Below are 21,144 nucleotides of genomic sequence, written 5' to 3' on the forward strand. Positions count from 1 at the left end.
TGACCGTCTCAGTAACTCTTCTGGGTCTGGACGTTGAAGTCGTCCATCTTGACCTTCTCGGCCGGATTCGTGAGCGGGTCGTCGATCTTCAGGACGTCCAGGCCCTCCATGATGTCGCTGGAGTAGATGTAGCCGTTGTAGTAGTACGCCGACCAGGAGCCCGCGATGGCGCCGCCGCCGCGGCGGAACGGGCCGCGCTCGAAGAAGCCGATCTCCTTGGGGTTCGCCGAGTCGGTGAAGTCCCAGATCGACACGCCGCCCTGGTACCACGCCTGGACCATGACGTCCTTGCCCGGCACCGGGATCAGCGAGCCGTTGTGCGCCACGCAGTTCTCGTCCTGCTGCTGCTCCCGCGGGATCTTGAAGTAGCCGCGCCGCTGCAACTGGCCGTCCACCAGGTCGTAGACGGCGTTCGCGCCCTTCGTGTTCGGCGTGTTGCGGTCGCACGTGGCCTGGCCGCCGCCGCCCAGCTCGTCGCTGAAGACGACCTTCGTCCCGTCGTTGTTGAACGTCGCCGAGTGCCAGATCTGGAAGTTCTCCCTGTCGGTGAGTTGCTGGAGGACCTTCGGATTGACCGGGTCTGAGATGTCCAGCAGCACGCCGTCGCCGAAGCAGGCGGCCGCGGCCAGCTTCTTCTCCGGGTAGGCGGTGATGTCGTGGCAGCCGGAGGCCAGATCGGAGTTCTGGCGCTCGGGGAAGATGTCCGGCTTCGACACGATCCTCGCGGACCCGGGAGAGCTCAGCGGGACCTCCACGACCTGGATGAGCTCGTGCGGCGCCGGGCAGGTCTCCGAGTCGGGCTCGGGGCCGGGCGAGGAGACGTACACGTACAGGCTGTCCTCGGCGGGGATCATCGTGTGCGTGTGCGAGCCGCACTCGGTCGCGACGGCGCCGACGTACCGCGGGCTCTTCTTGTCGCTGACGTCGAAGATCCGCAGCCCTTCCCAGGCGCGCTCGTCGTCGCCCGCGTCGCACTCCGGGCCCCCCCTGGGCTCATCGATGGACAGGATCAGCAGGTTGTCGTAAATGGTGACGTCGTTCTGCTGGCCCGGGCAGGCCACCTGGCTCACGACCTGCGGCTTCTCCGGATTGCTAATGTCGTAGATGGAGAATCCGCCGAAGTTCCCCACATAGGCATAGTCGCCCTGAAAGGCCAGGTCCGTGTTGATATCGTCCACCCCGTCGAACGGGGCGGTCTTCGGCACGTTGGCGACGTGCTCGACGTTCTCGCTCGTCATGACGCCACCCGTGGCCGTGGCGGGCTTACTGTCTGGAGCGCTGGTCTCCTGCAGTGTGGCCGCGGGTGTCCCCGGATCCGACGCCAGCGGGCCCGCCGCGCACGCGGAGACCAGCAGAAGGACCGTACACAACACCACTCCGCGCAACTTGGCAGAGATCAACGCGCATTCCCCTTTGTCTCGTAGCTCACCATGGAAGCTATGTCAGTAGGTTCGCAGCCGCGTACGGTGTTCATCACAGTTATGGCTATATTCGCCCTTGTATCCTGCGCTCCGAAGCCTGTAGAAGAGCCGTCGCCAGTGGGTACGGACGCCCCCGTTCTGGTGCCAGGAAGCCCGGGAGCGCCTGGCCGGACGGCGACGCCGGGGGAGCGGGTCGGGCGGCCGCCGAAGTCGGCGGTGGCCTCGGACGTGCGCTTCGCGGAGGGCATGATCCCCCACCACCGCCAGGCCCTGGAGATGACCTCCCTGGTGGACGACCGCACCACCACGCCGGGGATCCGCGCGATCGCCCGCTCGATCACGGCCGCCCAGACCCCGGAGATCAAGGCCATGACCGGCTGGCTGACCGAGCTGGGCCGCCCGGCTCCGGCCGGGCACGCGCACGAGCAGGCGGCGGGGTACGGGATGGCGTCGCAGGAGGAGTTGAACGCGCTGCGCGCCGCCAAGGGGAACGCCTTCGACCGCCTGTTCCTGCAGCTGATGACCAGGCATCACGAGGGGGCGGTGAAGATGGCGGGGGAGGAACTGGCCGACGGGAAAGATCAGCGCATGCGGCTGATGGCCAAGGACGTGTACTCGGGACAGAGCATCGAGATCGCCCGGATGAGGCAGGTCCTGGAGTCGCTGCCGGCCTAGCGGCTCCACCCGTCGCGCGCCGTAGTGCCTTTACGAGGGCCAGAGCATGTTCGTCAGCTCGCCGTCCAGATCCATGAAGTCGGTCTCGCGGCCCGCCGGCACCTTCTCATAGGTCCGATGCAGGAACTCGGTGAGCGGGGCCAGCGGAACTTCGAAGAGCGCCTGGCCGAACGGCGACGTGAGGCTGATGTGCAAGGTGCGCTCGCCGTCGGCGCGTGCGGGCCAGACCTGCACGTCGCCGTCGCCGACACGCCTCACGATGCCTACGGTCAGCAGTTCGCGAGCAAAGATCCACTCGACCGGCTCGTCGTTCCCTACGTGGAAGGCCATGCGGATGGCATACGGATCGTCGGCTGTGTAACTCAGTCCGGCGAGCAGGGGGACGGTTGTACGGTCGGGGACCACAAGCCGAAGGCCAAGCTCGGCGGAGACGGTGGTGCTGTTCATCGTCAGCCAAACCTTTTCGTCGTAGGTCCCCTCTACGGGGCTTTCACTGCTCTGACGGACTTCGTCCTGAGCTATGACGCGGAACGAAGAAACCTGTAGGAAAGATTCCGCCTCAGGGGCCTTCTGTAACGCACATCACAGCTGGACATTTAGGCATCTACCAGGCTAAACGGCATCAATCGGGTCGTATTTGCAAGGGTTTTGCGTGCTGTGGAACCTGCCCCGGAGGGCCGACCATGAACGTTCTCGCGAAGATCGCGATCGGAGCCTTCCAGGGACACGACGATGGTATGTCACCGACCCCTGGTGCCGGTGGGCAACCGCCGCCTTTCACCCTGAATCCTCCCCTCGCCTCGCGCTGCTGACCCCTCCCGATCGCTTTCGCTTCGCCAGCAGGTGCTGGAGTGCGGTATGGTTTTTCCCGTCGGCACCGCGAGGGACCGGCAGGGCGGGCGATTAGCTCAGCGGGAGAGCGCTTCGTTCACACCGAAGAGGTCACTGGTTCGATCCCAGTATCGCCCACCGAGGTCAAGAGCCACACCCCAACACGGGATGTGGCTCTTTTGATCTTTGTGCAGCATCAAAGTGCAGCAGTCCTACTGATCGAGACTGTCTCCGAGGCGCCTGAGAGCGTTCCAGGTCGTTGCCGGCCCACACCTCGACCGCGGCTACCTTGTCGGCCGCTTGCTGTTCGCCCCGCTGTTTGAGAGCCAGCACGCACACGTCCGGGATCGGCATGACCGCCGCCGAACCTGGCGTCTTCGTCTCACGGTGATGAAGCTTGCCGCCGACCCGTTGCAGTTGCCAGGTGATCGTGAGTTCCCGAGCGTCGAGATCCACATCCTTCCAGGTGAGCCCGAGCGCTTCACCGCCCCGCAGCCCCAACACCAAGATGAGAACGTAGGCGACGAACAGCGGATCGTCAGCCTGACATGCCGCTTCCAGGAACCGGCGCGCCTCCTCCACCGATCACCATTTCCTCTTCCGCTTGCGCGGCGACGGCAGCCGGACGGCGCTGGCCACATTCTTGGAGATGATCTCTTCAGTGATGGCGATGCCCAGCGCGGCCCGCAGCGTGTCCCGGACGTCCTTGATCGTGCGATCGGACAGAACGCTCTGGCAGCACTTGCCGAGTGCGCAGCAGCGCGGAGATGGCCGTGCGGCATCCTTACCCAGGGCACAGCAGTCTGACAGAGAGGGGCGTGCCAGGCAGATGAGGGCTGCGGTCCTGACGCCGATGCCGGGCATCGAGGTCAGGACCTGGGCAAGAGGGTGCGCATCAAGGATCTCCTCGACTTCGCCGGCGACGGTCTTGCGCTGGGCCAGGACGGTTTTGAGGCTGTCGGCGAGCCTCGGCAGGACGGTGTCGGCTGCGGTGGTGCCGGGAACGACGACGGTCTGTTCGTCTAGCGCGGTGAGGATGTCGTCGACGAGCCGGGCGCCCATGCGGGGTGCATGTTTGGTCGCGATCGCGGTCAGTTTGCGGCGGCTGGTCGCGCGGATCCCGGCCGGTCCGCCGCAGCCGATCAGGATTTCCAGCACCGCGGGGTGGCTGGCCTTCGGTCCGAGAACCCGCTCCAGAGCTGGGTGGGTCCCGGTGAGCAGCCCACGGATGCGGTTACTGATCCGGGTGGCCTCAGCGGCCAGGTCGTCGTCGTAGCCGACCAGCACGTCGAGCTCGGCCAGAGCATCGTCGCCGGCATCAAGGCGGCGCAAGGCGTGCGGCAGGGTGCGGGCAGCGTCGGCGATGATGAACGCGTCCCGGGCATCGGTTTTGGCGTTGCCCGGGATACAGGTCGGCCATCCGGCGCATCGCCAGCCCGGGAAGGTAGGCGACGTCGTGACCGCGGGCCCGGGCGACCGTGACCGGCAGCGCGCCGATCGTTGCGGGCTGGTCCACCACGACCAGCACCCGGCCGTGAGCGGCGAGCTTGTCGAACATCGCCCGCAGTTTGGGTTCGCTGTTCGGCAGTGGCGCGTCGTGCAACCGCCGGCCGTCGGGGTCCAGGCCCGTTGCGTAGTGGTCGCTCTTGCCGACGTCCAGACCTGGGAACACGCTGTATTCGCTGTCCATGAGCGGTGTCTTTCGTGTCGTCGCTTCCTGGTCGATCAGTCAGGCATCGACGGCCGACAGCCACGTTACGACGAGCCGGAGCCGCTGCGGCCGATCACGCCGCGCTGATGGGTCAAGCCCCCACTTCGGCGCTGACCAGCGACGTCCAGCCACTCGCCTCCCGGGAGCCGCACCATGCGGACGCCGACGAAGCCCTCCCGGTCGGCGCGGAAGGCCGCCGGCATCCCCTCCACCTGGTCAGGGCAGATGACTCATTTGCCCCGGCGACGTCCTGTGTTCACGCACGGGTCCTGACCGGCCCATAGATTCCCATGTCGTGGAATTCAAGGATCATGGTCTTTCCCGGCGGTCCCTGCTCGTCGGCGCGCTCTCCGCGGCGGGGGTCGCCGTTCTGAGCGAGGCGGCGCCGGCGCGCGCGAGTGGGAGGGCGGCCCGCGTACTGATCGCCACGAACGAGCCGTGGGGCACCTACCACGTGGCCCCGCTGCTCCCCGAGGCACGTCGGCTCGGGTGGGAGGTCGTGCAGCTGGTGCCTGATCTGGCCGGGATCAAGCCGGGCGATCCGGTACCGGTGGCGACCCCGGATCGCATCCCGCCGGCCGACCTGCTCGTGGTCACGGGGGCGGGGGACTGGCCCGCGGACTGCGCGGCGCGGCTGCCCCGGCTGCCGATGATCGCCAGTTCGCTCGCGTACCAGCTCCCCGTCGAGGCGCCGCGCGCGGCCGAGTTCCGCTCCCGGCTCAGGGCGATCACCGCGTCCTCTCCCGCCGAGGCGAAGGTGTTCGACGACTACTTGGGCACCCGCCGGCCCATCGCTGTCGTCGGCACTCCGCAGACCGACGACCTGCCCCGGCACGCGCCCGAGCCCGGCACCGTGCTGGTGCTCACCAGCGTGACCAGGTCCAGCCAGACCGGTGGCTCGGCCCCGGGTACGGAGCTGCTCCTGGCCGCCGCCGAGCGGCTGGCGGCGGCCGGCAAGCACATCCTGGTCGGGCTGCACCCGCGCGAGGACCGCTCGCTCTGGGAGCGGTACGAGATCAGCTCCGTACCGTCGGTCCAGGCGGCGGCGCGGGCCGAGGCCGCCATCGGCATCCCGGGGACGGTCTTCCCGGTCGTCGCGGCCGTGGGTGTGCCGCTGGTGGGATGCACGGACCCGCGCCTGCGGATCCCCGAATACCTGCTGAGCGTCTGCTCCCACACGATCACCACCCCGGACGACGCGGTGACCGCCGTGACGGAGGCCGAGCCGGTCTCGCGCGAGGTGCTGTACGAGGCGGTCGGACCCATCGGCGGCTCGGCCCGCAGGCTGCTCAAGGTGTGGCGGAAGGCGGGCGTCCGGGTCTGACCCGCGCACAGCCTGAGCGATGGTCAGGGCTGAGGGCTTGCCTCGGCAGGATGCGCTGCCGGCGCTTGGCGGGGCCGGCCGGCCTCATCCTTTCGCCACTTCCCGACCAAGGAGGAGTTGATCGAAGCAGCGCTGCTGCGGCACTTCGATCAACTCACCGAACGGGCCCAGGCGCTCGCCGCCGGCACGGACCCCACCGTGGCGTGGTGCGCCCTGGTGCGGGCGATGATCGAAACTGGCGCCACGAAACTGACGCTTGCCTCAATGCTGGCGGGCCGCAAGGGGCTCCCGGACAGCGCCACGGCCGCGTCGAACAGGCTGAAAGCCGCCGTCAGCGAGGTCCTGCGCCAGGCGCAGGACACCGGCGCGGTCCGATCTTCTGTCACGGTCGAGGAGGTCTACCTGCTCATCCGCGGGCCGGCTCAAGCGTCAGCGACGATGCAGGTGCACCCCGACATCATGGACCGCGCCATCGACGTCGTGCTCACCGGGCTGTCGCGGTCCGATCAGACGCCAACGGATTCCGGCTGACCGGCCCGAAGTCATCTCCGTTCGCGCCACGCGCGTCATCTTCCCGCACTGCCAGATCGCGGAGTGGTCGGATGGTCTGCGGCCGCTACAGCGTGGGCGGCGCCTCGTCCGCAGGCCCGGGCGAAGATCTTGCCCGCCTGGACGCGTACCGCGGTCTCGGTGGCGTCGCCCGGGTCCGGGATTCCGATGGCCGACGCGATGGTGGCGCGGTCGTCGAGGACGAGGCGCAGGTCCGGCCGGGTGTCCGGTGCGAGCACGCGTCGCAGGCACGCGGTGAGGTCGCTGATCCTGAGCCGCACGAGACGTCCGATCTCGGCGGGATCGCTCGTCACCACGGCCACGGTGATCCGGTCGCCTGGGCGGGCGGCGCGGATGGCTTCCTCGGCCGCCTCCAGCCGGCTGGTCCCGAGGACCGCGAGCACGCCGTCAGCGTCGAATCCGACCTGGCGACCGGTGATCTGATCCGGCAGCTCCGCGGGTGGCTTCCAGGTGTCCTGGACGGATTGTGCGGGGGTGACGTAGGGCAGGTGCGGCGGGTCCCAGGTGTCGGCGAGGTCGAGGCCGGCCAGGTGCTCGCAGGCACGTGCCACGTCGAAGGGGTCGCCGAATCCGGGCGCCGCGTCGGCCAGGTGGCCGGCTCCGTTCAACAGTGTGAGGACCAGCTCGGCCAGCCGCACCAGCCTCGTGTGGTGCGGGGCGCGTGACTCCAGCGCGAGGGCGAGCAGCAGCGCCTCCAGTCTGGTGACCTGCGCCAGCGCGGTGCGGCCCGGTTCGTCGTCGAACACCCCGGTCAGCGAGCGCAACTGCAGCTTCCCACCGGCGGGCGTGTCGCCGGCCAAGGGCAGCCGTTCGAGCCAGACGCGAGCGAACGCGCCCAATGCGTCGGCCAGGCCGGGCGGCGACGGCGCCTCGACCGTGTTCGTGTGCTCGATCGAGTCGACCAGGACCGCCAGATAGAGCGCACGCTTGCTCGGGAAGTTCGAGTAAACCGCGCCACGGGTCAGCTCCACCCGCTCCGCGATCCGGTCCACCTTGGCGTCGGCGTATCCGCGCCCCGCGAACTCCTCTCTCGCCGCGGCCAGCACGGCCGCTCGGGTGCGTTCCTGCTGCTGCGCCCGGGTCAGCCTGACCATGGCGACCCCTTGGTTCCCATCATGGCCGTAGAATACTCCCAACACTCAGATGTTCACATCATCTGATCTTGGCGGCCGTTTCAGAGGAAACGACGTACTGCGCCACCCCTGGCTGACGCGTGGCGTGGGAGCGGTACCCCGGCTGCGGTTTCCGGCTACAGCTCGCCATAGACATAATTTAAGGATTGACTTATATAAGCCACAGGTGGCATTCTCTCTTCGTGCAGGCCTTCGACGTGCTCGGCGATCCGGTCAGACACCGGATATTGGAGCTGCTCACCGACGGCGAGCAGACCGCAGGCGCGGTCAGCGGGATCATCCGGGCGGAGTTCGGGATCTCGCAGCCGGCGGTGCCGCCGCACCTGCGGGTGCTGCGGCGTGCGGGTTCGCGACCGTCCGCGCGGACGGCACCCGGGGCCTGTACGCCGTCGACTCGGCGCCACCACAAGGAGGTCGACATCTGGCTGGAGCGCTTCCGCCGGTTCTGGAGCCAGCGCCTGGACGCGTTGGGCACCGAACTCGCGCGCGGCAAGCGCGAACGCCGCGAACAGCGCGAAAACACTGCCGGGACACCGTCCGCGGGCAGACAACCGCCTACGGAGAACGAGGAAGAGGAAGACACGTGATCGACATCGTCAACCAGATCAACGCCACCCACCGGGAGATCGGCAAGCTCCCGGTCGCCACCGGCCAAGGGCGGTCGCTGCTGCTGCGCCGCGCCTACGACGCCTCGATCGAGGACGTGTGGAGCGCCTGCACCGACCCCGACCGGATCAGCCGATGGCTGGCCCCGATCGACGGCGACCTTCGGCTCGGCGGCACGTTCCAGCTCAAGGACAACGCCGGCGGTGAGATCCTGCGCTGCGAGGAGCCCCATCTGCTCAAGGTGACCTGGGGTCTCGGGGACGGCATGACCACCGAGGTCGAAGTCCGTCTCGCGCGCCGCGAAGACGGCGGCACCGTCGTGGAGTTGGAGCACGCCTCTCCCGCCGAGATCGTCGACGAGATGGTGCGCGCCTACGGGCCCGGCGGCGTGATCGGAATCGGCGGCGGCTGGGATCTCACTCTGCTCGGCCTCGACCTGTTCCTCCGCGGCGCGACGTTCGACCCCGCGACCTGGGAAGACACGCCCGAGGCAAAGGAGTTCGCCACCCGAAGCTGCCACGCCTGGGGACCGGCGATCCAGGCCGTCTGGGGAACCAGTGGCGACGACCTCGCCGCGGCGATCGCGTTCGGAGTGCAGCACTTCGCCCCCGAGGCCACAGGGGACGACAACGGCTGACCGCCGCCCGGCGGAGGCCGAACCACCCTCAACCCGAATGCGGCCCCTGTGGGTGAGGACTCAGGCCGTGTCTCCTGGATCTCGGGGGACGCGCGAGGTGATCCCTGCGGTGTCCGGCAAGGCGGAGAGGCGCCGATAGCGGAGCTATCGGCGCCGGCAACGCAGCCGGCACCGCCCAGTACGTATGAGAGGCGCAGACCGATGACCGAGAACATCACCTCAGGGGCCGGTAGGCCGCCCGATGCGGCCGCCGGGTCCACGAGAACGTTGCTGACCTGCGGCATCGTCGCCGGCCCGCTCTACATCGTCATGGTCGTCCTGCAGATGCTCACCAGGGACGGGTTCGACATCAGCCGGCACCCGGCCAGCATGCTGAGCAACGGTGACCAGGGATGGATCCAGATCGCCACCTTCGCGGTCAGCGGCCTGCTGTTCGTGGCGTGCGCGATCGGGCTGCACCGGGTGCTGGGTCCGGTGCCGGGCCGGGGCGGCGCCTGGGGACCGCGGCTGATCGGTGTCTTCGGCGCCGGGATGGTCGCCGCGGCCTTCTTCTCCGCCGACCCGGCCGACGGCTTCCCGCCGGGCACGCCGACCGGCCCACCCTCGACCATCAGCTGGCACGGACTGGTGCACTTCTTCGTCGCGGGGGTCGCCTTCCTCGCACTGGTCGCCGCGTGCTTCGTCTTCGCCCGCCGGTTCGCCGCGGCAGGCCGCCGTGGCTGGGCGGCCTTCAGCACGGTGACCGGCGTGCTCTTCCTGGCGACCTGGATCTCGATCTTCGCGCTGCAGGGCGCCCGGGCGGCTAATGTCGCCTTCGCCGGCGCGATCGCGCTCGTCCTGGTATGGACGTCGCTCCTGGCCGGGCACCTGCCGACCCGACCCGGCGAGGAGTAGGAGCCGTACGAGTCAGAGCGGCAGTCGGACCCGGCCGGCATGGCCGTACCACGTGCACGGTCCCGCTCGTGAGCAGGGCGCGCAGGTCCTCACGTGTGATGCGCCTGACGTGCGGCCACCTGCCCCCGTCTCACCTCACCCCGGCGAACTCGCGTTCCCGCTCGCGGACCTCCTCCCGGCGGGAGATGTTGAGGTCGTCGCGTGTCTCTTCCACGGCCAGGCCCACCCCGAGCGCGAACAGCGTGGGCGCCCATTGGCCGATGAAGATCCCCATGACCATGAGGAACAAGATCTCTCACGGTCCGCCTCCCCGCCAAGCCCTCGTGATCTACGCTGTGCGATGTGTCCGGAAATGAGGAAGGTTTTCCAGGAGTCGACCCACGCGTCCCGAACGCGGCCAGGATTTACAACTATTTTCTGGGTGGCAAGGACAACTTCCCCGCCGATCGGGCGGCCGCGGAGGCCGTGCTCGCGATGGCGCCGGAGGTCCGCGCCGCGGCGAGGGAGAACCGGGATTTCCTCGTCCGCGCCGTCGAGTATCTGGCGCGGGAGGCGGGCATACGGCAGTACGACGGTTGCTCGACCGGCTGCCTTCGGGCAGCCACGTGGTGATCACCCATCTGTCGGACGGGGGCGTGCCCGGCGACCCGCGCATCGCCCGTACCCGGGAGCTGCACCAGGGCGGGCTGTTCTTCCGGTCGCGCAAGGAGATCGAGGCGCTCTTCGACGGGCTGGAGCTGGTCGCGCCCGGCCTGGTGGGGGTCGGCGAATGGCGTGGCGCCGGTGCTGAGGGCACCTCGTGGTGGCTCGCCGGGGTCGCCCGCAAGCCACCCGCAAGCCATGAGCCGGAGTCGCCCGCGAGCCATGACGAGCCTCCTTGACACCGGCCCGGGGTGGTCGCGTGGGTGAGAGGCCCTCGGGTGAGCTGATGCGGGCGGTGGCGCGGGCGTACGGGCTGGGGGAGCCGCTCGGCCCGCCGGTGTACGCGGCCCGCGGCGAGCTGGGCCGGATCTGGCGGCTGGACACCGACGGCGGCTCGTGGGCCGTCAAGGAGCTGCTCGCCCCCGCCGAGGAGAGCGGCGCGCGGGCGGACACCGCATTCCAGCTCGCCGCCGGAGACGCGGGCGTCCGCCTGCCGCGGCCCGTCACGACGGCGGCGGGCGACGTGCTGCTCGACGGGCGATGGCGGCTCTACGAATGGGTCGATCTGGTGCCCGGCGAGGTGGTCACGGGCGCCGAGCTCGGGGCCGTGACGGCCGAGCTGCACCGGGTCGGGCACCCGGCCTCGGGACCGGTGATCCCCTGGTTCTCCGAGCCGGTCGGGCGCGGCGGCTGGGAGGCGCTGCCGGCGGCCGGCGGTGCATGGGCGCCGGCGCTGGAGCGGGCCCTTCCCGGCCTGATCGCGCTGGACGCCCTGGTGGTCCCGCCCGATCCCGGATCCGTCACCACCTGCCACTGCGACGTCAACGTCGAGAACGTCCGCCGCGCGGCCGACGGCGGTGTGATCGTGCTGGACTGGGAGAACTGCGGCCCGGCGCGACCGGCGTGGGAGCTGGCGAAGATCCTGGCCGACCTGTCCCTGGACGACGCGGCCGCGGCCTACCGGGCCTATCGGGCCGCGGGCGGTGTCGCGACCGTCTCCGAGCCGGCCGACTTCTCCATGGCGATCGTGGAGCAGGGGCATCTGCTGGAGTTCTACGCCAGGCGCGCCCTGTCGCCGGAGGAGTCCGACGAGAACCGGGCCAGGGCCCGCCGCCGGATGAGCACGATGCTCGGCCGGCCGCTGACCCCCGCGCGGATCGACGCCCTCCTCACAGCCCTGTGACGGGCTCAGCGGCCGCGCAGGATCAGCCGGAGCCGCCGGCGCGGCCGCTTGGCCTGCCACGCCGCCCGCTCGTTGACCTGCGGGAACGGCGCCTCGGGCACGGGCACGCCGAGGAACGCGCACAGCGGCTCCCACCCCTCCCGGACGTTGAAGACCAGCAGCCGCTCGGCCGGGATCGCGGTCTTGACCTCGGCGACATGCCGGTCGAAGACGCCGAGCACGTGGTCGCGGTCGTCGATTCGGCCGTCGAAGACGCGGTCCACGATGGTCGCCCTGGCCATGCGCGGATACAGCGCGAAGTCGGGGGCCCGCCGCGCCACCAGCCAGCGGATCACCCGGCGGCGCAGGGGCAGCCGCCGCCGCTCGGCCAGGGCGCTGCGGAAGATGGTCTCGCTGACGCTGTCGTACCAGCGGCCGGGGTCGCGGGCGGTGAGGATGACCTTGGCGTCGGGGTAGTGCGCGGCCAGCTCGCGCCAGTACGCCGCGGCCGGCCAGTCCAGCGCCGACTGGAAGCCGGCGAACACCTCGTCCCAGTCGCGTAATCGGCCCTCGCCGACGTCGAGCCACTGGCGCACCCGGTACGGCTCCGCGATGACCGACGACATGTGGTAGCAGGGGCCGTACCCCAGCAGCTCGAGCGCCGCCTTCAGCGACCTCGTGCCCGTCCGGCCGAAACCCGCGCCGATCACCTTCACGTAGCCCTCACCACCCGCACGCCTCTGATGCGCCTCTGATTCGCGCCTTTTACCGTGAGTCCAGTCTTATGACGACTTGCCCCGAATGCACAGAGGAGCCGGCCATGCTCTTCCCGTACGCCCTGCTCGACGCGCTGCGCGCCGCGCCCGCGACCCCCGCCTTCGAGCACGCCGGCCGGACCGTCTCACGAGGTGAGCTGCTGGATCTCATCCGGCGGCTGGCCGGCGCGATGGCCGACGCGGGGCTCGGTCCCGGCCGGGCCGTGGCCGTGCGCACCGCCGTCACTCCCGAGGCGTTCGCCGCACAGATGGCCGCGCACGCGCTCGGCTGCCGCGTCGTGGGCATCCGCCCCGGGTACGCCCCCGCCCAGCTCGCCCACGTGCTCGGCATGGACGTCGACGCGGTGCTCGTGGACCCGGCGACCGCCGCCCCCGGGCTCTTCGTGCGGCCCGTGCTGTCGCTGGGCCCGTGCGCGGGGGCGGTCGACCTGCTGGCACACCCCGACGACGGCCGGCCGCTCACCGTGACGGCCCGCCCGGACGACGTGGCCGCGCTGGTCTTCACCAGCGGCAGCACCGGGCGGCCCAAGGGCTGCGCGATCACCTACCGCGCGCTCACGGAGCACTGGGCATGGCAGCCGCGCGTCTGGTCGCCGGTCGCGGCCACGTTCGCCCGGGACTTCGAGCGTTACCTGCTGTTCGGCACGCTCGCCAGCATGGTCGTGATGGAGTTCGTGGCGCCCTGCCTGCTGGGCGGCGGCACGGCGGTGATCCCGGAGGACGACGGGCGGCCGATGTTCCCGTACGCGATCGAGCGCTACCGGATCACCGGCTCGATCATCACGGTTCCGCGGCTGTTCCAGCTGCTGCGCCTGCTGGAGGAGGAGCCGGCGGACGTCGGCAGCCTGCGGGCGCTGATGGTGTCGGGATCGCCCATCAGCGCGCGGCGGCTGGCGGCGGCGGCCGAGCGGCTCGGCCCCGTCGTCTACCAGGGGTACGGCCAGACGGAGGCAGGCAACGTCGCCATGCTCACGCCTGAGCACATCGCCGCCGGCCGCGGGCTGGACTCGGTGGGCCGGCCCCATCCCGGGGTCGAGATCAGCGTGCGCGACGAGGACGACCGGGAGCTGCCGCCGGGGCGGACCGGCGAGATCCACGTGCGCAGCCCGTACCTGATGTCCGGCTACTGGGGCGACGAGGAGGAGACCCGCGACACGCTCAGGGACGGCCGGCTGCGCACCCGCGACCTCGGGTACGTGGACGAGGACGGCTTCCTGCACCTCGCCGGGCGCACCCGCGATGTGATCATGGTCAACGCGATGGTCGTGTACGCCGGCCCGATCGAGCGCGTCCTGACCGCACACCCCGGCGTCGACGAGGCGTACGTGGCCGGCGCCCCCGACGAGGCCACCGGCGAGGCCGTGCACGCGTTCGTCGTCCCGTCCGCAGGGCGGGCTCCGGACCCCGCGGCCCTGTCCGCGCTGGTCAGGGCCGAGCTCGGCGACGACAGCGTACCCAAGACGATCACGATGGTGCCCGGTGTCCCGGTCGCCGCCAGCGGCAAGCCCGACAAGCGCGCCCTCCTCGCCCGGCACGCTCTGAGCAATCTCTGAGAATTGCCCGCCAACACTGAGGTTGTCATTTCAACCACATCGCTGTGACGGAGGAGTCAGTGCCGGACAACGCCCTGGACTACCTGGTGATCGGCGCCGGCCCGGCGGGCCTGCAGCTGGGGTACTTCCTGCACGCGGCGGGACGGAGGTACCAGATCCTCGAGGCAGGCCCCGCACCCAGCATGTTCTTCCGGACCTTCCCGCGCCATCGCACGCTCATCTCGATCAACAAGAAGCACACCGGATGGGACGATCCCGAGATCAACCTCCGGATGGACTGGAACTCGCTGCTGTCGGACGACCCTGACCTGCTGTTCACCCGCTACAGCGACCGATATTTCCCGCACGCCGATGACATGGTCCGCTACTTGATCGACTTCGCCCGGCAGACCGGGCTGCGGGTCACGTACGACGCCCGCGTGGTCCGCGTCGACCGGCCCAGTGATCGGCCCAGTGATCGGCCCAGTGATCGGCGCGGCCCGTTTGTGGTGACCGACGAGCGCGGCCGCACGTACGAGGCGAAGCGGGTGATCGTCGCGACCGGCGTCACCCGCCCGAACGTCCCGCCCATCCCGGGCGTCGAGACCGCCGACCTGTACGGCACCGCCTCCACCGACCCCGCCGACTACGTCGGGCAGCGGGTGCTCATCATCGGCAAGGGCAACTCCGCGTTCGAGACGGCCGACAACCTGATCGAGACCGCCGCCGTCATCCACGTCGCCGGCCCGAACTCCCTGCGCATGGCCTGGCGCACCCACTACGTCGGCCACCTGCGCGCGGTCAACAACGGCCTGCTCGACAGCTACCAGCTCAAGTCCCAGAACGCGCTGCTCGACGGCGACGTCAGGCGCATCGAGCGACTGGACGACGGCACGTACCTGGCCACGGTGGCCTTCGCCCGCGTCAACGAGGTCACCAAGGACATCCCGTACGACCGCGTGATCGTCTGCACCGGCTTCCGCTTCGACGCCTCGATCTTCGCCGATGCCTGCCGTCCGGCCCTCGTCATCGCCGACAGGTTCCCGGCCGTCACCCCCGCCTATGAGTCGGTCAACGTCCCCGATCTCCACTTCGCCGGCACGATCACCCAGTCACGCGACTTCAAGCACGGCACCAGCGGCTTCATCCACGGCTTCAGGTACGGCGTCCGCGCCCTGCACCGCATCCTGGAGTCCCGCCACCACGGCGTGCCGTGGCCCGCCAGGATGCTCGCGGCGCAGCCGGGGCCGCTGGCGACCGCCGTCATCGACCGGGTCAACCGCACCTCGGCCCTGTGGCAGCAGTTCGGGCTGCTGGCCGACGTGATCGTGCTCGACGGCGACGGAATCGCCCGTTACCTGGAGGAGGTGCCGTACGACCTGCAGGGCCCGCCGATCGGCGACCGCGGCCACTTCGCGATCACTCTCGAGTACGGACCCGACCACGACAAAGTCGACCCCTTCGACATCGCGGTCTCCCGCATCGCCCAGAGCGACTCCGCCCGCGCCCACGAGGGCCACTACCTGCACCCGGTGGTCCGCCACCACCGGCCGGGACAGCCGCCCGTGGCCCACCACATCACGGAGAACCTGGAGAACGAGTGGAACTCCGAGGAGGTCCACGTCGAGCCGCTCCGGGCCTTCTTCGCCCGCCAGACGGCCTCCGTACCGGTCTGATCATGGAACCGCGGAACCTGCGTGAGTTCGAGGCGGCGGCCCGCGCCCGCCTCGACCCCGCGCACTACGACTACTTCGCCGGGGGCGCCGGGGACGAGGTCACGGTGCGGGCGAACGAGGCCGCGTTCGGCCGGCTCGGGCTGGTGCCGCGGGTGCTGCGCGGCGTCTCGAAGCTCCAGACCGACGTCACCCTGCTCGGCAGCCGCGCGGCCATGCCCGTGCTGGTGGCGCCGACCGCGTTCCACCGGCTCGCCGACCCCGAAGGCGAGCGGGCCACGGCCCGCGCGGTCGCCGCCGCCGAGACCATCATGATCGTCAGCATGGCCGCGACGGTCGCCGTCGAGGACGTGGCGGCCGCGGCGCCCGGTGCCGAGCTCTGGTTCCAGCTGTACGTCCAGCCGGACCAGGCCTTCACCGAGAAGATCGTCCGCCGCGCCGAGGCGGCCGGCTGCAAGGCGCTGGTCGTCACCGTGGACTCGCCCGTGCTCGGGCGGCGCGAACGCGACCTGCGCAACGGCTTCCACGACCTGCCCCCGTACCTGTGCTGTGAGAACCTGCGCGACGGAGCTCGCGGCGACCGGGTGCGGCCGGTCGTCATGACGCCGGAGCTGTCGTGGGAGCACATCGACCGGCTCAGGGAGATGACGTCGCTGCCGATCGCGCTCAAGGGCGTCACGCACCCCGCCGACGCCCGCCTCGCGCTCGACCACGGCGCATCGGCGATCATGGTGTCCAACCACGGTGGACGGCAGCTCGACACCGTGCCCGCCACGATCGACCTGCTGCCGGACATCGTCGCGGCCGTCGGCGGCGCCGTACCCGTGCTGCTGGACGGCGGCGTGCGGCGCGGCACCGACGTGCTCAAGGCCCTGGCGCTGGGCGCCGCCGCGGTCGCGGTCGGCAGGCCGGTGATCTGGGGGCTGGCGGCGGACGGCGAGCGGGGCGTCGCCCGCGTGCTCGGCCTGCTCCGCGCGGAGACCGAGCACGCGCTCACCCTGTGCGGCCGCGCGTCGATCCACGAGCTCGGCCCGGACCTGGTGCGGCCATGCTGATCATGATCGCACTCACCGTGGCCGTGCTGGCGAGCCTGCCGTGGTGGCTGCCCGGCCGCGTCGTGGCGCTGCGCGTGCGGGTCTTCAACCGGATCAACGGCGGCGAGGGCATCCCCGTGCCCGGCGACCTGATCGGCGTCGACCGGTTCAAGGAGGTCTACTCGCACCCGGCGGCCGGCGGGCGCAGCAAGGGCGCGGCCCTGTCCGACCTGTTCTGGTACTGGCTGTCGCCCGGTCCCGAGATGCACCAGGAGCACCTGGAGGCGGGGGAGCGGTACGACGCCGTCGCCAGGACCACGCGCACCCTGCTCGCCGTGCCGCGCGCCGAGGCCGAGGAGCTCACCCGCCGCTGCGCCGCCCGCACGCTGGACGGCGCCCACGGCATGGTGCGGCTGCGGGACCTGATGATGCCGCTCTGGGCCGAGGTCTACTACGAGCTCGTGTTCGCCGAGCCGTGCCCGCGCGAGGCCCGCGACCTGATCGTCGGCAACGCGAACGACGTCGTCACCGCGCTCAAATGCTGCGGCCTGCGCCACATGCAGCGCCGCGACCGCCTCACCCGCTACCTGCTCGGCCGGCTCTCCCGCGTGCGCGTCCCGCTCCCGCCGGAGCTGTCACCCCGGGAACAGGCCTTCTACCTGCAGGGCGCCTTCTTCAACACCGCCGTCGTCCAGATGTCGGAGGCCATGGCCCACCTGCTCATGGTGCTTGCCCGGCACCCCGGCACGCAGGAGCGGGCCCGCGACGCCGGCGACCGCCACCTCGACCATGTGATCGCCGAGACCATGCGGCTCTACCCGCTGTTCGGCATCGCCCACCGCATCACCACCGGCGACATCGAGCTGGACGAGCGCACCACGATCCCGGCCGGGTCCGTGCTCTGCTTCAACTACCCGGAGTTCCACCGCGCCGGCCACACCGACCCCGACCGCTTCGACCCGGACCGCTTCTCCGGGCCCGCCAAGGAGCTCAACCACATCCCGTTCGGCGTCGCCGCCAATCGCCCCTGCCCCGCCTGGCGGCTGGCGCCGATCACGATGCGGGCCGCCGCCCGGGAGGTCCTGCGCAGGTACGCCCTCGCCTCCTCCGCCGCCCACACCCGCTCCCTGCCCAACCGCGGGCCGTGCCTGCTCACCCCGCGAGACGCCTCCCGGAGACATGGACAGCGTCATGCCCGTGCCGCGCTGGCCTGGATGCGCCTGCGCGACCGCTGGGAGGACGTGTGGCGCAGCCTCGTCCAGCTCGTCCTCGGCACCTACATGGTGTGGGACGCGCGCCGGCAGCGGCTGTGCGCGCGCCACTTCGATCGCTGCCCCGTCACTCACCGCTGAGCGGAGAACCGGCATGCCTCTTCTGTTGACCGCGCCTGATCCGAACCTCGCCCTCATCCTCAAGGTCCTGCCCGCCCTCGTCGTCATCCTGCTCGCCGCGGCGATCTGCGGCCGGCTGGCGCAGATGGTGATGCAGCCGCGCGTGCTCGGGGAGATGGTCGCCGGCGTGCTGCTCGGGCCGACGCTGTTCGGCTGGCTCTTCCCCGAGGCGCAGGCGGCCCTGTTCCCGCCCGAGGTCAGACCCGTCCTGTACGTGCTCAGCACCATCGGTCTCACCCTGTACATGTTCCTGGTCGGCGCCGGCCTCGACCACAGCGCCCGCACGCCCGGCGAGGTCCGCAAGGCCTCCGTACTGGCCGTCTCGGGGATCGTCCCCTCCCTGCTGCTCGGGTCCGGCGCCGGCCTGCTCCTGCACGGCCTGCTCTCGCGCCCCGACGTCAGCCCGGTCCAGTTCGCCCTGTTCGTCGGCGGCGCGCTGTCGCTGACCGCGTTCCCCATGCTGGCCAGGATCCTGTACGAGCGCGGACTGGAGAACTCCCCGATCGGCCGCCTCACCCTGCTGGCGGCGTCCATCGACGACGCCCTGGCCTGGTGCATCCTCGCCGTCCTGTCCGCCGTGCACCTCGGTGCGGGACCCGCCGGCGCGCTGCCCACCATCGCGCTGACCGCCGTGTTCGCCGTCGTCATGCTGAAGGTCGTCGCCCCCATGCTGCGGCCCATGGGCCGGACCGTCGCGCGCACCGGCCGGCTGGGGCCCACCGGCATGTACGCCGTCATCCTCATCCCGCTCACCGCCGGCTGGCTGACCGACTGGATCGGCGTCTACGCCGTCTTCGGCGGCTTCTTCGCCGGCCTGGCCATGCCCCGCGATCCGGCCTTCCGCGAGATCCTGCACGGGCGCATGATGGAGGTCGTCACGACGCTGCTGCTGCCCACGTTCTTCACCTTCTCCGGGCTCAACACCCACCTCGGCGGCATCGCGGGCGGCGCCATGCTGGCGGCGTTCGGGCTGATCCTGGCCGCCGGGTTCTGTGGCAAGTACTTCGGCTGCGCGCTGTCGATGAGAGGGCTGGGGTTCGGCTGGCGGGAGTCGTACGCGGTGGGGGCGCTCATGAACGCCCGCGGCCTGATGATCCTCATCTTCATCAACATCGGCCTGGCCCAGGGCATGATCACGCAGGAGCTGTTCGCCATGCTGGTGCTCGTGGCCGTGCTCACCACCGCGGGCGCCCTGCCGCTCTACAAGCTGGCGCTGCCCGAGCGCCTCGAGCGCACGGTCGAGCCCGCCGGGCAACGGCCCTTAGAGGAGCAGGTCGTCAAGTCCAATTCTGGATAAATCCGCAGCTAGATCTCGATGTCATGATTTTCGAATAGGCCAAAGGTCAAGTGGACCTGGTAATTCGCGGACAGTGGTGTAAACGTGGTCTGGTGGCTGGGACACCGGGTACGGCCGACCTGCCCTCCCGTCGGCTGCTGCTCATCGAGGATGACCGCGAACTGGGGAACATGCTGGTCGACCTGTTCACCGAGCAGGGGTACACGGTCGACCTGGCACTGGAGGGGCAGCGGGGGCTGCATCTGGGACTGAGCCGCGCGTACGACGTGCTGATCGTCGACCGCGGCCTGCCCGCGCTGGACGGGATCGACCTGCTGCGGCGGCTGCGCCGGCAGGCGGTCACCACGCCCGTGCTCGTGCTCACCGCCTTCGGCTCGGTCGCCGACCGGGTCGCCGGGCTCGACGCGGGCGCCGAGGACTATCTCGTCAAGCCGTTCGACATCGATGAGCTGCTGGCCCGGGTGCGGGCACTGCACCGCAGGAACCTCGACCAGGCCACGCTGCTGCCGCTCGGCGCCGGCTGGCTGGACGCCGAGGCGCACCTGGTACGGCTGCCGAGCGGGGAGCAGGTGACGCTGTCGACACAGGAATGCCGGCTGCTGAGCGCTCTGGCCGTCCGGCCGCGGCAGGTGCACACCCGCACGTCGCTGCGGCAGCGGGTCTTCGACGGCGCCAAGAAGGAATCGATCGTGGACACCTACGTCTACTACCTGCGCAACAAGCTGGGACCAGGGGTCGTGTGCACCGTGCGAGGTGTGGGGTACCGCCTGGGTGAGCTTTGACCGGGCCAGGGCGGCCGGACCCGGAGCGGCGCCTGCTGATCCGCGCCCGCCGCCGGCTCACCGCGCAGGTCGCGGGTGCGATCTCGGTCGTGCTCGCGCTCGTCGGCGTGCTGGTCTTCTGCTTCATGGTGCACGAGCAGGCCGCGGCCGCGCGGCGAGACCTGGCCGCCGCCGCCCAGCGCGCCCCCGTCGCGTACCCGCCGCCCTGCGTGTGGCTGTTCGAGCAGCGCGGCGGCACCGTGCGGAGCTCGCCGGGCGCGCCGGCGACGCTGCCGGTACGCGCCGAGCTGGACCGGGTGAGCCGCGGCGGCGAGGCGCGGGTCACGCAGGTGGAGGTGGCCGGCCGCGCCTACCTCGTCCGCACCCAGAGCCGCGGCGACGCCGTCCTCCAGGTCGCGATGGACCTGCGCTACCAGGCCGCGGAACGGAACCGGCTGCTGCGCACGCTCGCCGCCGCGGAGATCGCCGGCCTGCTGGCCGCCGTGCTCGTCGGCCAGGTCATCTCCCGCCGCGCGATCGCCCCGCTCGGCGAGGCCCTGGCCCGCCAGCGCCGGTTCGCCGCCGACGTCAGCCACGAGCTGCGCACCCCGCTCACCCGGCTGAACACCCGCGCCCAGCTCCTCGCCCGCAGGATGCGCGGCGGCACGGACCCGATCCTGCTCATCGACGAGGTGGACCAGCTGGTGACCGGCAGCAGGCAGCTCGGCGAGGTGGTCGAGGACCTGCTGCTGTCGGCCCAGTTCAACCGGCTGCGCCGGCCGTTCGCCCCGGTGGACCTGGCCGCGCTGGCGGCGGAGGCGGCCGGGGCCGAGAACGCCCGCGCCCAGGCCCACGGGGTGACGATCGAGGTCAGGTGCGAGGGACCCGGCGACCACGTGGTGCGCGGCGTGGAGTCCGCGCTCCGGCGCGTGATCTCGGCGCTGCTGGACAACGCCATCGGGCACACGAGTCCGGGCGGCCACATCTGGGTGACGCTGTCCAGCGACCCGGACGTGGTCCGGCTGACGGTCCGGGACGACGGAGCAGGCCTGGACCTGTCTCTTATACAAATCT

Annotated in this window: 23 protein-coding genes, 1 tRNA gene and 1 pseudogene; 17 read left to right on the plus strand and 8 right to left on the minus strand. The window is 70.7% G+C overall.

The features are described from left to right. Nucleotides 1-8: 8 nt before the first annotated feature. Complete coding sequence (locus tag EJK15_RS39260) at nucleotides 9-1,370, minus strand: LVIVD repeat-containing protein (RefSeq protein ID WP_420847125.1); 1,362 nt, start codon at nucleotides 1,368-1,370, stop codon at nucleotides 9-11. Nucleotides 1,371-1,538: 168 nt separating this feature from the next. Between EJK15_RS39260 and EJK15_RS39265 the strand changes: the two genes are divergently transcribed. After that, nucleotides 1,539-2,096 (plus strand): DUF305 domain-containing protein, encoded by a 558-nt coding sequence (locus EJK15_RS39265; protein WP_240777496.1) that lies wholly within the window; start codon nucleotides 1,539-1,541, stop codon nucleotides 2,094-2,096. A gap of 30 nt (nucleotides 2,097-2,126) precedes the next feature. Here EJK15_RS39265 and EJK15_RS39270 read toward each other — a convergent pair whose 3' ends face one another. Continuing rightward, the gene (locus EJK15_RS39270; protein WP_138715546.1) at nucleotides 2,127-2,543 is read right to left on the minus strand and encodes an SsgA family sporulation/cell division regulator; all 417 of its coding nucleotides are present in this window, start codon (nucleotides 2,541-2,543) and stop codon (nucleotides 2,127-2,129) included. 450 nt (nucleotides 2,544-2,993) lie between these two features. Between EJK15_RS39270 and EJK15_RS39275 the strand changes: the two genes are divergently transcribed. Next, nucleotides 2,994-3,065 (plus strand) — tRNA-Val (locus EJK15_RS39275). 6 nt (nucleotides 3,066-3,071) lie between these two features. Here EJK15_RS39275 and EJK15_RS39280 read toward each other — a convergent pair. From EJK15_RS39280 to EJK15_RS71215, 3 genes and pseudogenes are all read right to left on the minus strand, one after another. Further along, nucleotides 3,072-3,509, minus strand: coding sequence for a site-specific integrase (locus EJK15_RS39280; protein WP_138715547.1), 438 nt, complete (start codon nucleotides 3,507-3,509; stop codon nucleotides 3,072-3,074). 246 nt (nucleotides 3,510-3,755) lie between these two features. Next, nucleotides 3,756-4,617, minus strand: a pseudogene (locus EJK15_RS39285) (IS110 family transposase); the annotation flags it as partial. A gap of 65 nt (nucleotides 4,618-4,682) precedes the next feature. Beyond that, complete coding sequence (locus EJK15_RS71215; RefSeq protein ID WP_171074787.1) at nucleotides 4,683-4,841, minus strand: hypothetical protein; 159 nt, start codon at nucleotides 4,839-4,841, stop codon at nucleotides 4,683-4,685. Between the two features lie 92 nt (nucleotides 4,842-4,933). Between EJK15_RS71215 and EJK15_RS39290 the strand changes: the two genes are divergently transcribed. Beyond that, nucleotides 4,934-5,962: a hypothetical protein gene (locus tag EJK15_RS39290; RefSeq protein WP_138715548.1), complete on the plus strand. Its 1,029-nt coding sequence runs from the start codon at nucleotides 4,934-4,936 to the stop codon at nucleotides 5,960-5,962. Nucleotides 5,963-6,079: 117 nt separating this feature from the next. After that, complete coding sequence (locus EJK15_RS39295) at nucleotides 6,080-6,493, plus strand: SbtR family transcriptional regulator (RefSeq protein ID WP_138715549.1); 414 nt, start codon at nucleotides 6,080-6,082, stop codon at nucleotides 6,491-6,493. A gap of 35 nt (nucleotides 6,494-6,528) precedes the next feature. On the opposite strand, the gene EJK15_RS39300 is transcribed toward EJK15_RS39295, so the two are convergent. Further along, complete coding sequence (locus EJK15_RS39300) at nucleotides 6,529-7,626, minus strand: TetR/AcrR family transcriptional regulator (protein WP_138715550.1); 1,098 nt, start codon at nucleotides 7,624-7,626, stop codon at nucleotides 6,529-6,531. 221 nt (nucleotides 7,627-7,847) lie between these two features. Here EJK15_RS39300 and EJK15_RS39305 point away from each other — a divergent pair, with 221 nt between their 5' ends. From EJK15_RS39305 to EJK15_RS39315, 3 genes are all read left to right on the plus strand, one after another. Then, nucleotides 7,848-8,252 carry an ArsR/SmtB family transcription factor gene (locus EJK15_RS39305; protein WP_240777497.1) on the plus strand — a complete coding sequence of 135 codons (405 nt, stop codon included), beginning with the start codon at nucleotides 7,848-7,850 and terminating at the stop codon, nucleotides 8,250-8,252. Beyond that, the gene (locus EJK15_RS39310; protein WP_138715551.1) at nucleotides 8,249-8,908 is read left to right on the plus strand and encodes an SRPBCC family protein; all 660 of its coding nucleotides are present in this window, start codon (nucleotides 8,249-8,251) and stop codon (nucleotides 8,906-8,908) included. The genes EJK15_RS39305 and EJK15_RS39310 overlap by 4 nt, the downstream gene beginning before the upstream one ends. Before the next feature lie 201 nt (nucleotides 8,909-9,109). Beyond that, complete coding sequence (locus EJK15_RS39315) at nucleotides 9,110-9,802, plus strand: DUF998 domain-containing protein (protein ID WP_138715552.1); 693 nt, start codon at nucleotides 9,110-9,112, stop codon at nucleotides 9,800-9,802. Between the two features lie 130 nt (nucleotides 9,803-9,932). Here the strand turns inward: EJK15_RS39315 and EJK15_RS71220 are convergent, their stop codons facing one another. Then, entirely contained in the window at nucleotides 9,933-10,082 is a 150-nt protein-coding gene (locus EJK15_RS71220; RefSeq protein WP_171074788.1) for a hypothetical protein, read from the minus strand. A gap of 62 nt (nucleotides 10,083-10,144) precedes the next feature. On the opposite strand from EJK15_RS71220, the gene EJK15_RS39320 reads away from it, so the two are divergent. From EJK15_RS39320 to EJK15_RS39330, 3 genes are read left to right on the plus strand one after another with little or no spacing between them, the layout of a single operon-like run. Next, nucleotides 10,145-10,414 carry an SAM-dependent methyltransferase gene (locus EJK15_RS39320; protein ID WP_138715553.1) on the plus strand — a complete coding sequence of 90 codons (270 nt, stop codon included), beginning with the start codon at nucleotides 10,145-10,147 and terminating at the stop codon, nucleotides 10,412-10,414. Beyond that, the gene (locus EJK15_RS39325; RefSeq protein ID WP_240777498.1) at nucleotides 10,408-10,683 is read left to right on the plus strand and encodes an SAM-dependent methyltransferase; all 276 of its coding nucleotides are present in this window, start codon (nucleotides 10,408-10,410) and stop codon (nucleotides 10,681-10,683) included. The genes EJK15_RS39320 and EJK15_RS39325 overlap by 7 nt, the downstream gene beginning before the upstream one ends. Before the next feature lie 20 nt (nucleotides 10,684-10,703). Then, complete coding sequence (locus EJK15_RS39330; protein ID WP_138715555.1) at nucleotides 10,704-11,627, plus strand: phosphotransferase enzyme family protein; 924 nt, start codon at nucleotides 10,704-10,706, stop codon at nucleotides 11,625-11,627. Between the two features lie 5 nt (nucleotides 11,628-11,632). Here EJK15_RS39330 and EJK15_RS39335 read toward each other — a convergent pair whose 3' ends face one another. Then, nucleotides 11,633-12,322, minus strand: coding sequence for a sulfotransferase family protein (locus EJK15_RS39335; RefSeq protein ID WP_138715556.1), 690 nt, complete (start codon nucleotides 12,320-12,322; stop codon nucleotides 11,633-11,635). A 104-nt stretch (nucleotides 12,323-12,426) separates the two neighbouring features. On the opposite strand from EJK15_RS39335, the gene EJK15_RS39340 reads away from it, so the two are divergent. From EJK15_RS39340 to EJK15_RS39370, 7 genes are all read left to right on the plus strand, one after another. After that, a complete protein-coding gene (locus EJK15_RS39340) occupies nucleotides 12,427-13,935 on the plus strand; it encodes a class I adenylate-forming enzyme family protein (protein ID WP_138715557.1) in 1,509 nt (502 codons plus the stop codon). 44 nt (nucleotides 13,936-13,979) lie between these two features. Further along, nucleotides 13,980-15,590: an NAD(P)-binding domain-containing protein gene (locus EJK15_RS39345; RefSeq protein ID WP_240777499.1), complete on the plus strand. Its 1,611-nt coding sequence runs from the start codon at nucleotides 13,980-13,982 to the stop codon at nucleotides 15,588-15,590. A gap of 2 nt (nucleotides 15,591-15,592) precedes the next feature. Beyond that, nucleotides 15,593-16,642, plus strand: a complete 1,050-nt coding sequence (locus EJK15_RS39350) for an alpha-hydroxy acid oxidase (RefSeq protein WP_138715558.1) — start codon at nucleotides 15,593-15,595, stop codon at nucleotides 16,640-16,642. After that, nucleotides 16,636-17,973 (plus strand): cytochrome P450, encoded by a 1,338-nt coding sequence (locus EJK15_RS39355; protein WP_171074789.1) that lies wholly within the window; start codon nucleotides 16,636-16,638, stop codon nucleotides 17,971-17,973. The genes EJK15_RS39350 and EJK15_RS39355 overlap by 7 nt, the downstream gene beginning before the upstream one ends. Before the next feature lie 13 nt (nucleotides 17,974-17,986). Then, nucleotides 17,987-19,309, plus strand: coding sequence for a cation:proton antiporter (locus EJK15_RS39360; protein WP_138715559.1), 1,323 nt, complete (start codon nucleotides 17,987-17,989; stop codon nucleotides 19,307-19,309). 92 nt (nucleotides 19,310-19,401) lie between these two features. Continuing rightward, nucleotides 19,402-20,091 carry a response regulator transcription factor gene (locus EJK15_RS39365; protein WP_206061379.1) on the plus strand — a complete coding sequence of 230 codons (690 nt, stop codon included), beginning with the start codon at nucleotides 19,402-19,404 and terminating at the stop codon, nucleotides 20,089-20,091. After that, nucleotides 20,088-21,144: sensor histidine kinase (locus EJK15_RS39370; protein ID WP_138715560.1), on the plus strand; the 1,057-nt coding region annotated here is incomplete at its 3' end. The genes EJK15_RS39365 and EJK15_RS39370, both read left to right, overlap by 4 nt.

The sequence above is a fragment of the Nonomuraea basaltis genome (assembly GCF_005893125.1).
Taxonomy (GTDB): Bacteria; Actinomycetota; Actinomycetes; order Streptosporangiales; family Streptosporangiaceae; genus Nonomuraea; species Nonomuraea basaltis.

Coding starts and splice junctions, on each gene's coding strand:
- EJK15_RS39270 (WP_138715546.1), bottom strand. CDS start 2,543: ATGAACAGCACCACCGTCTCCGCCGAGCTTGGCCTTCGGCTTGTGGTC.
- EJK15_RS71215 (WP_171074787.1), bottom strand. CDS start 4,841: ATGCCGGCGGCCTTCCGCGCCGACCGGGAGGGCTTCGTCGGCGTCCGC.
- EJK15_RS39300 (WP_138715550.1), bottom strand. CDS start 7,626: ATGGTCAGGCTGACCCGGGCGCAGCAGCAGGAACGCACCCGAGCGGCC.
- EJK15_RS39315 (WP_138715552.1), top strand. CDS start 9,110: ATGACCGAGAACATCACCTCAGGGGCCGGTAGGCCGCCCGATGCGGCC.
- EJK15_RS71220 (WP_171074788.1), bottom strand. CDS start 10,082: ATGGTCATGGGGATCTTCATCGGCCAATGGGCGCCCACGCTGTTCGCG.
- EJK15_RS39340 (WP_138715557.1), top strand. CDS start 12,427: ATGCTCTTCCCGTACGCCCTGCTCGACGCGCTGCGCGCCGCGCCCGCG.
- EJK15_RS39350 (WP_138715558.1), top strand. CDS start 15,593: ATGGAACCGCGGAACCTGCGTGAGTTCGAGGCGGCGGCCCGCGCCCGC.
- EJK15_RS39355 (WP_171074789.1), top strand. CDS start 16,636: ATGCTGATCATGATCGCACTCACCGTGGCCGTGCTGGCGAGCCTGCCG.
- EJK15_RS39360 (WP_138715559.1), top strand. CDS start 17,987: ATGCCTCTTCTGTTGACCGCGCCTGATCCGAACCTCGCCCTCATCCTC.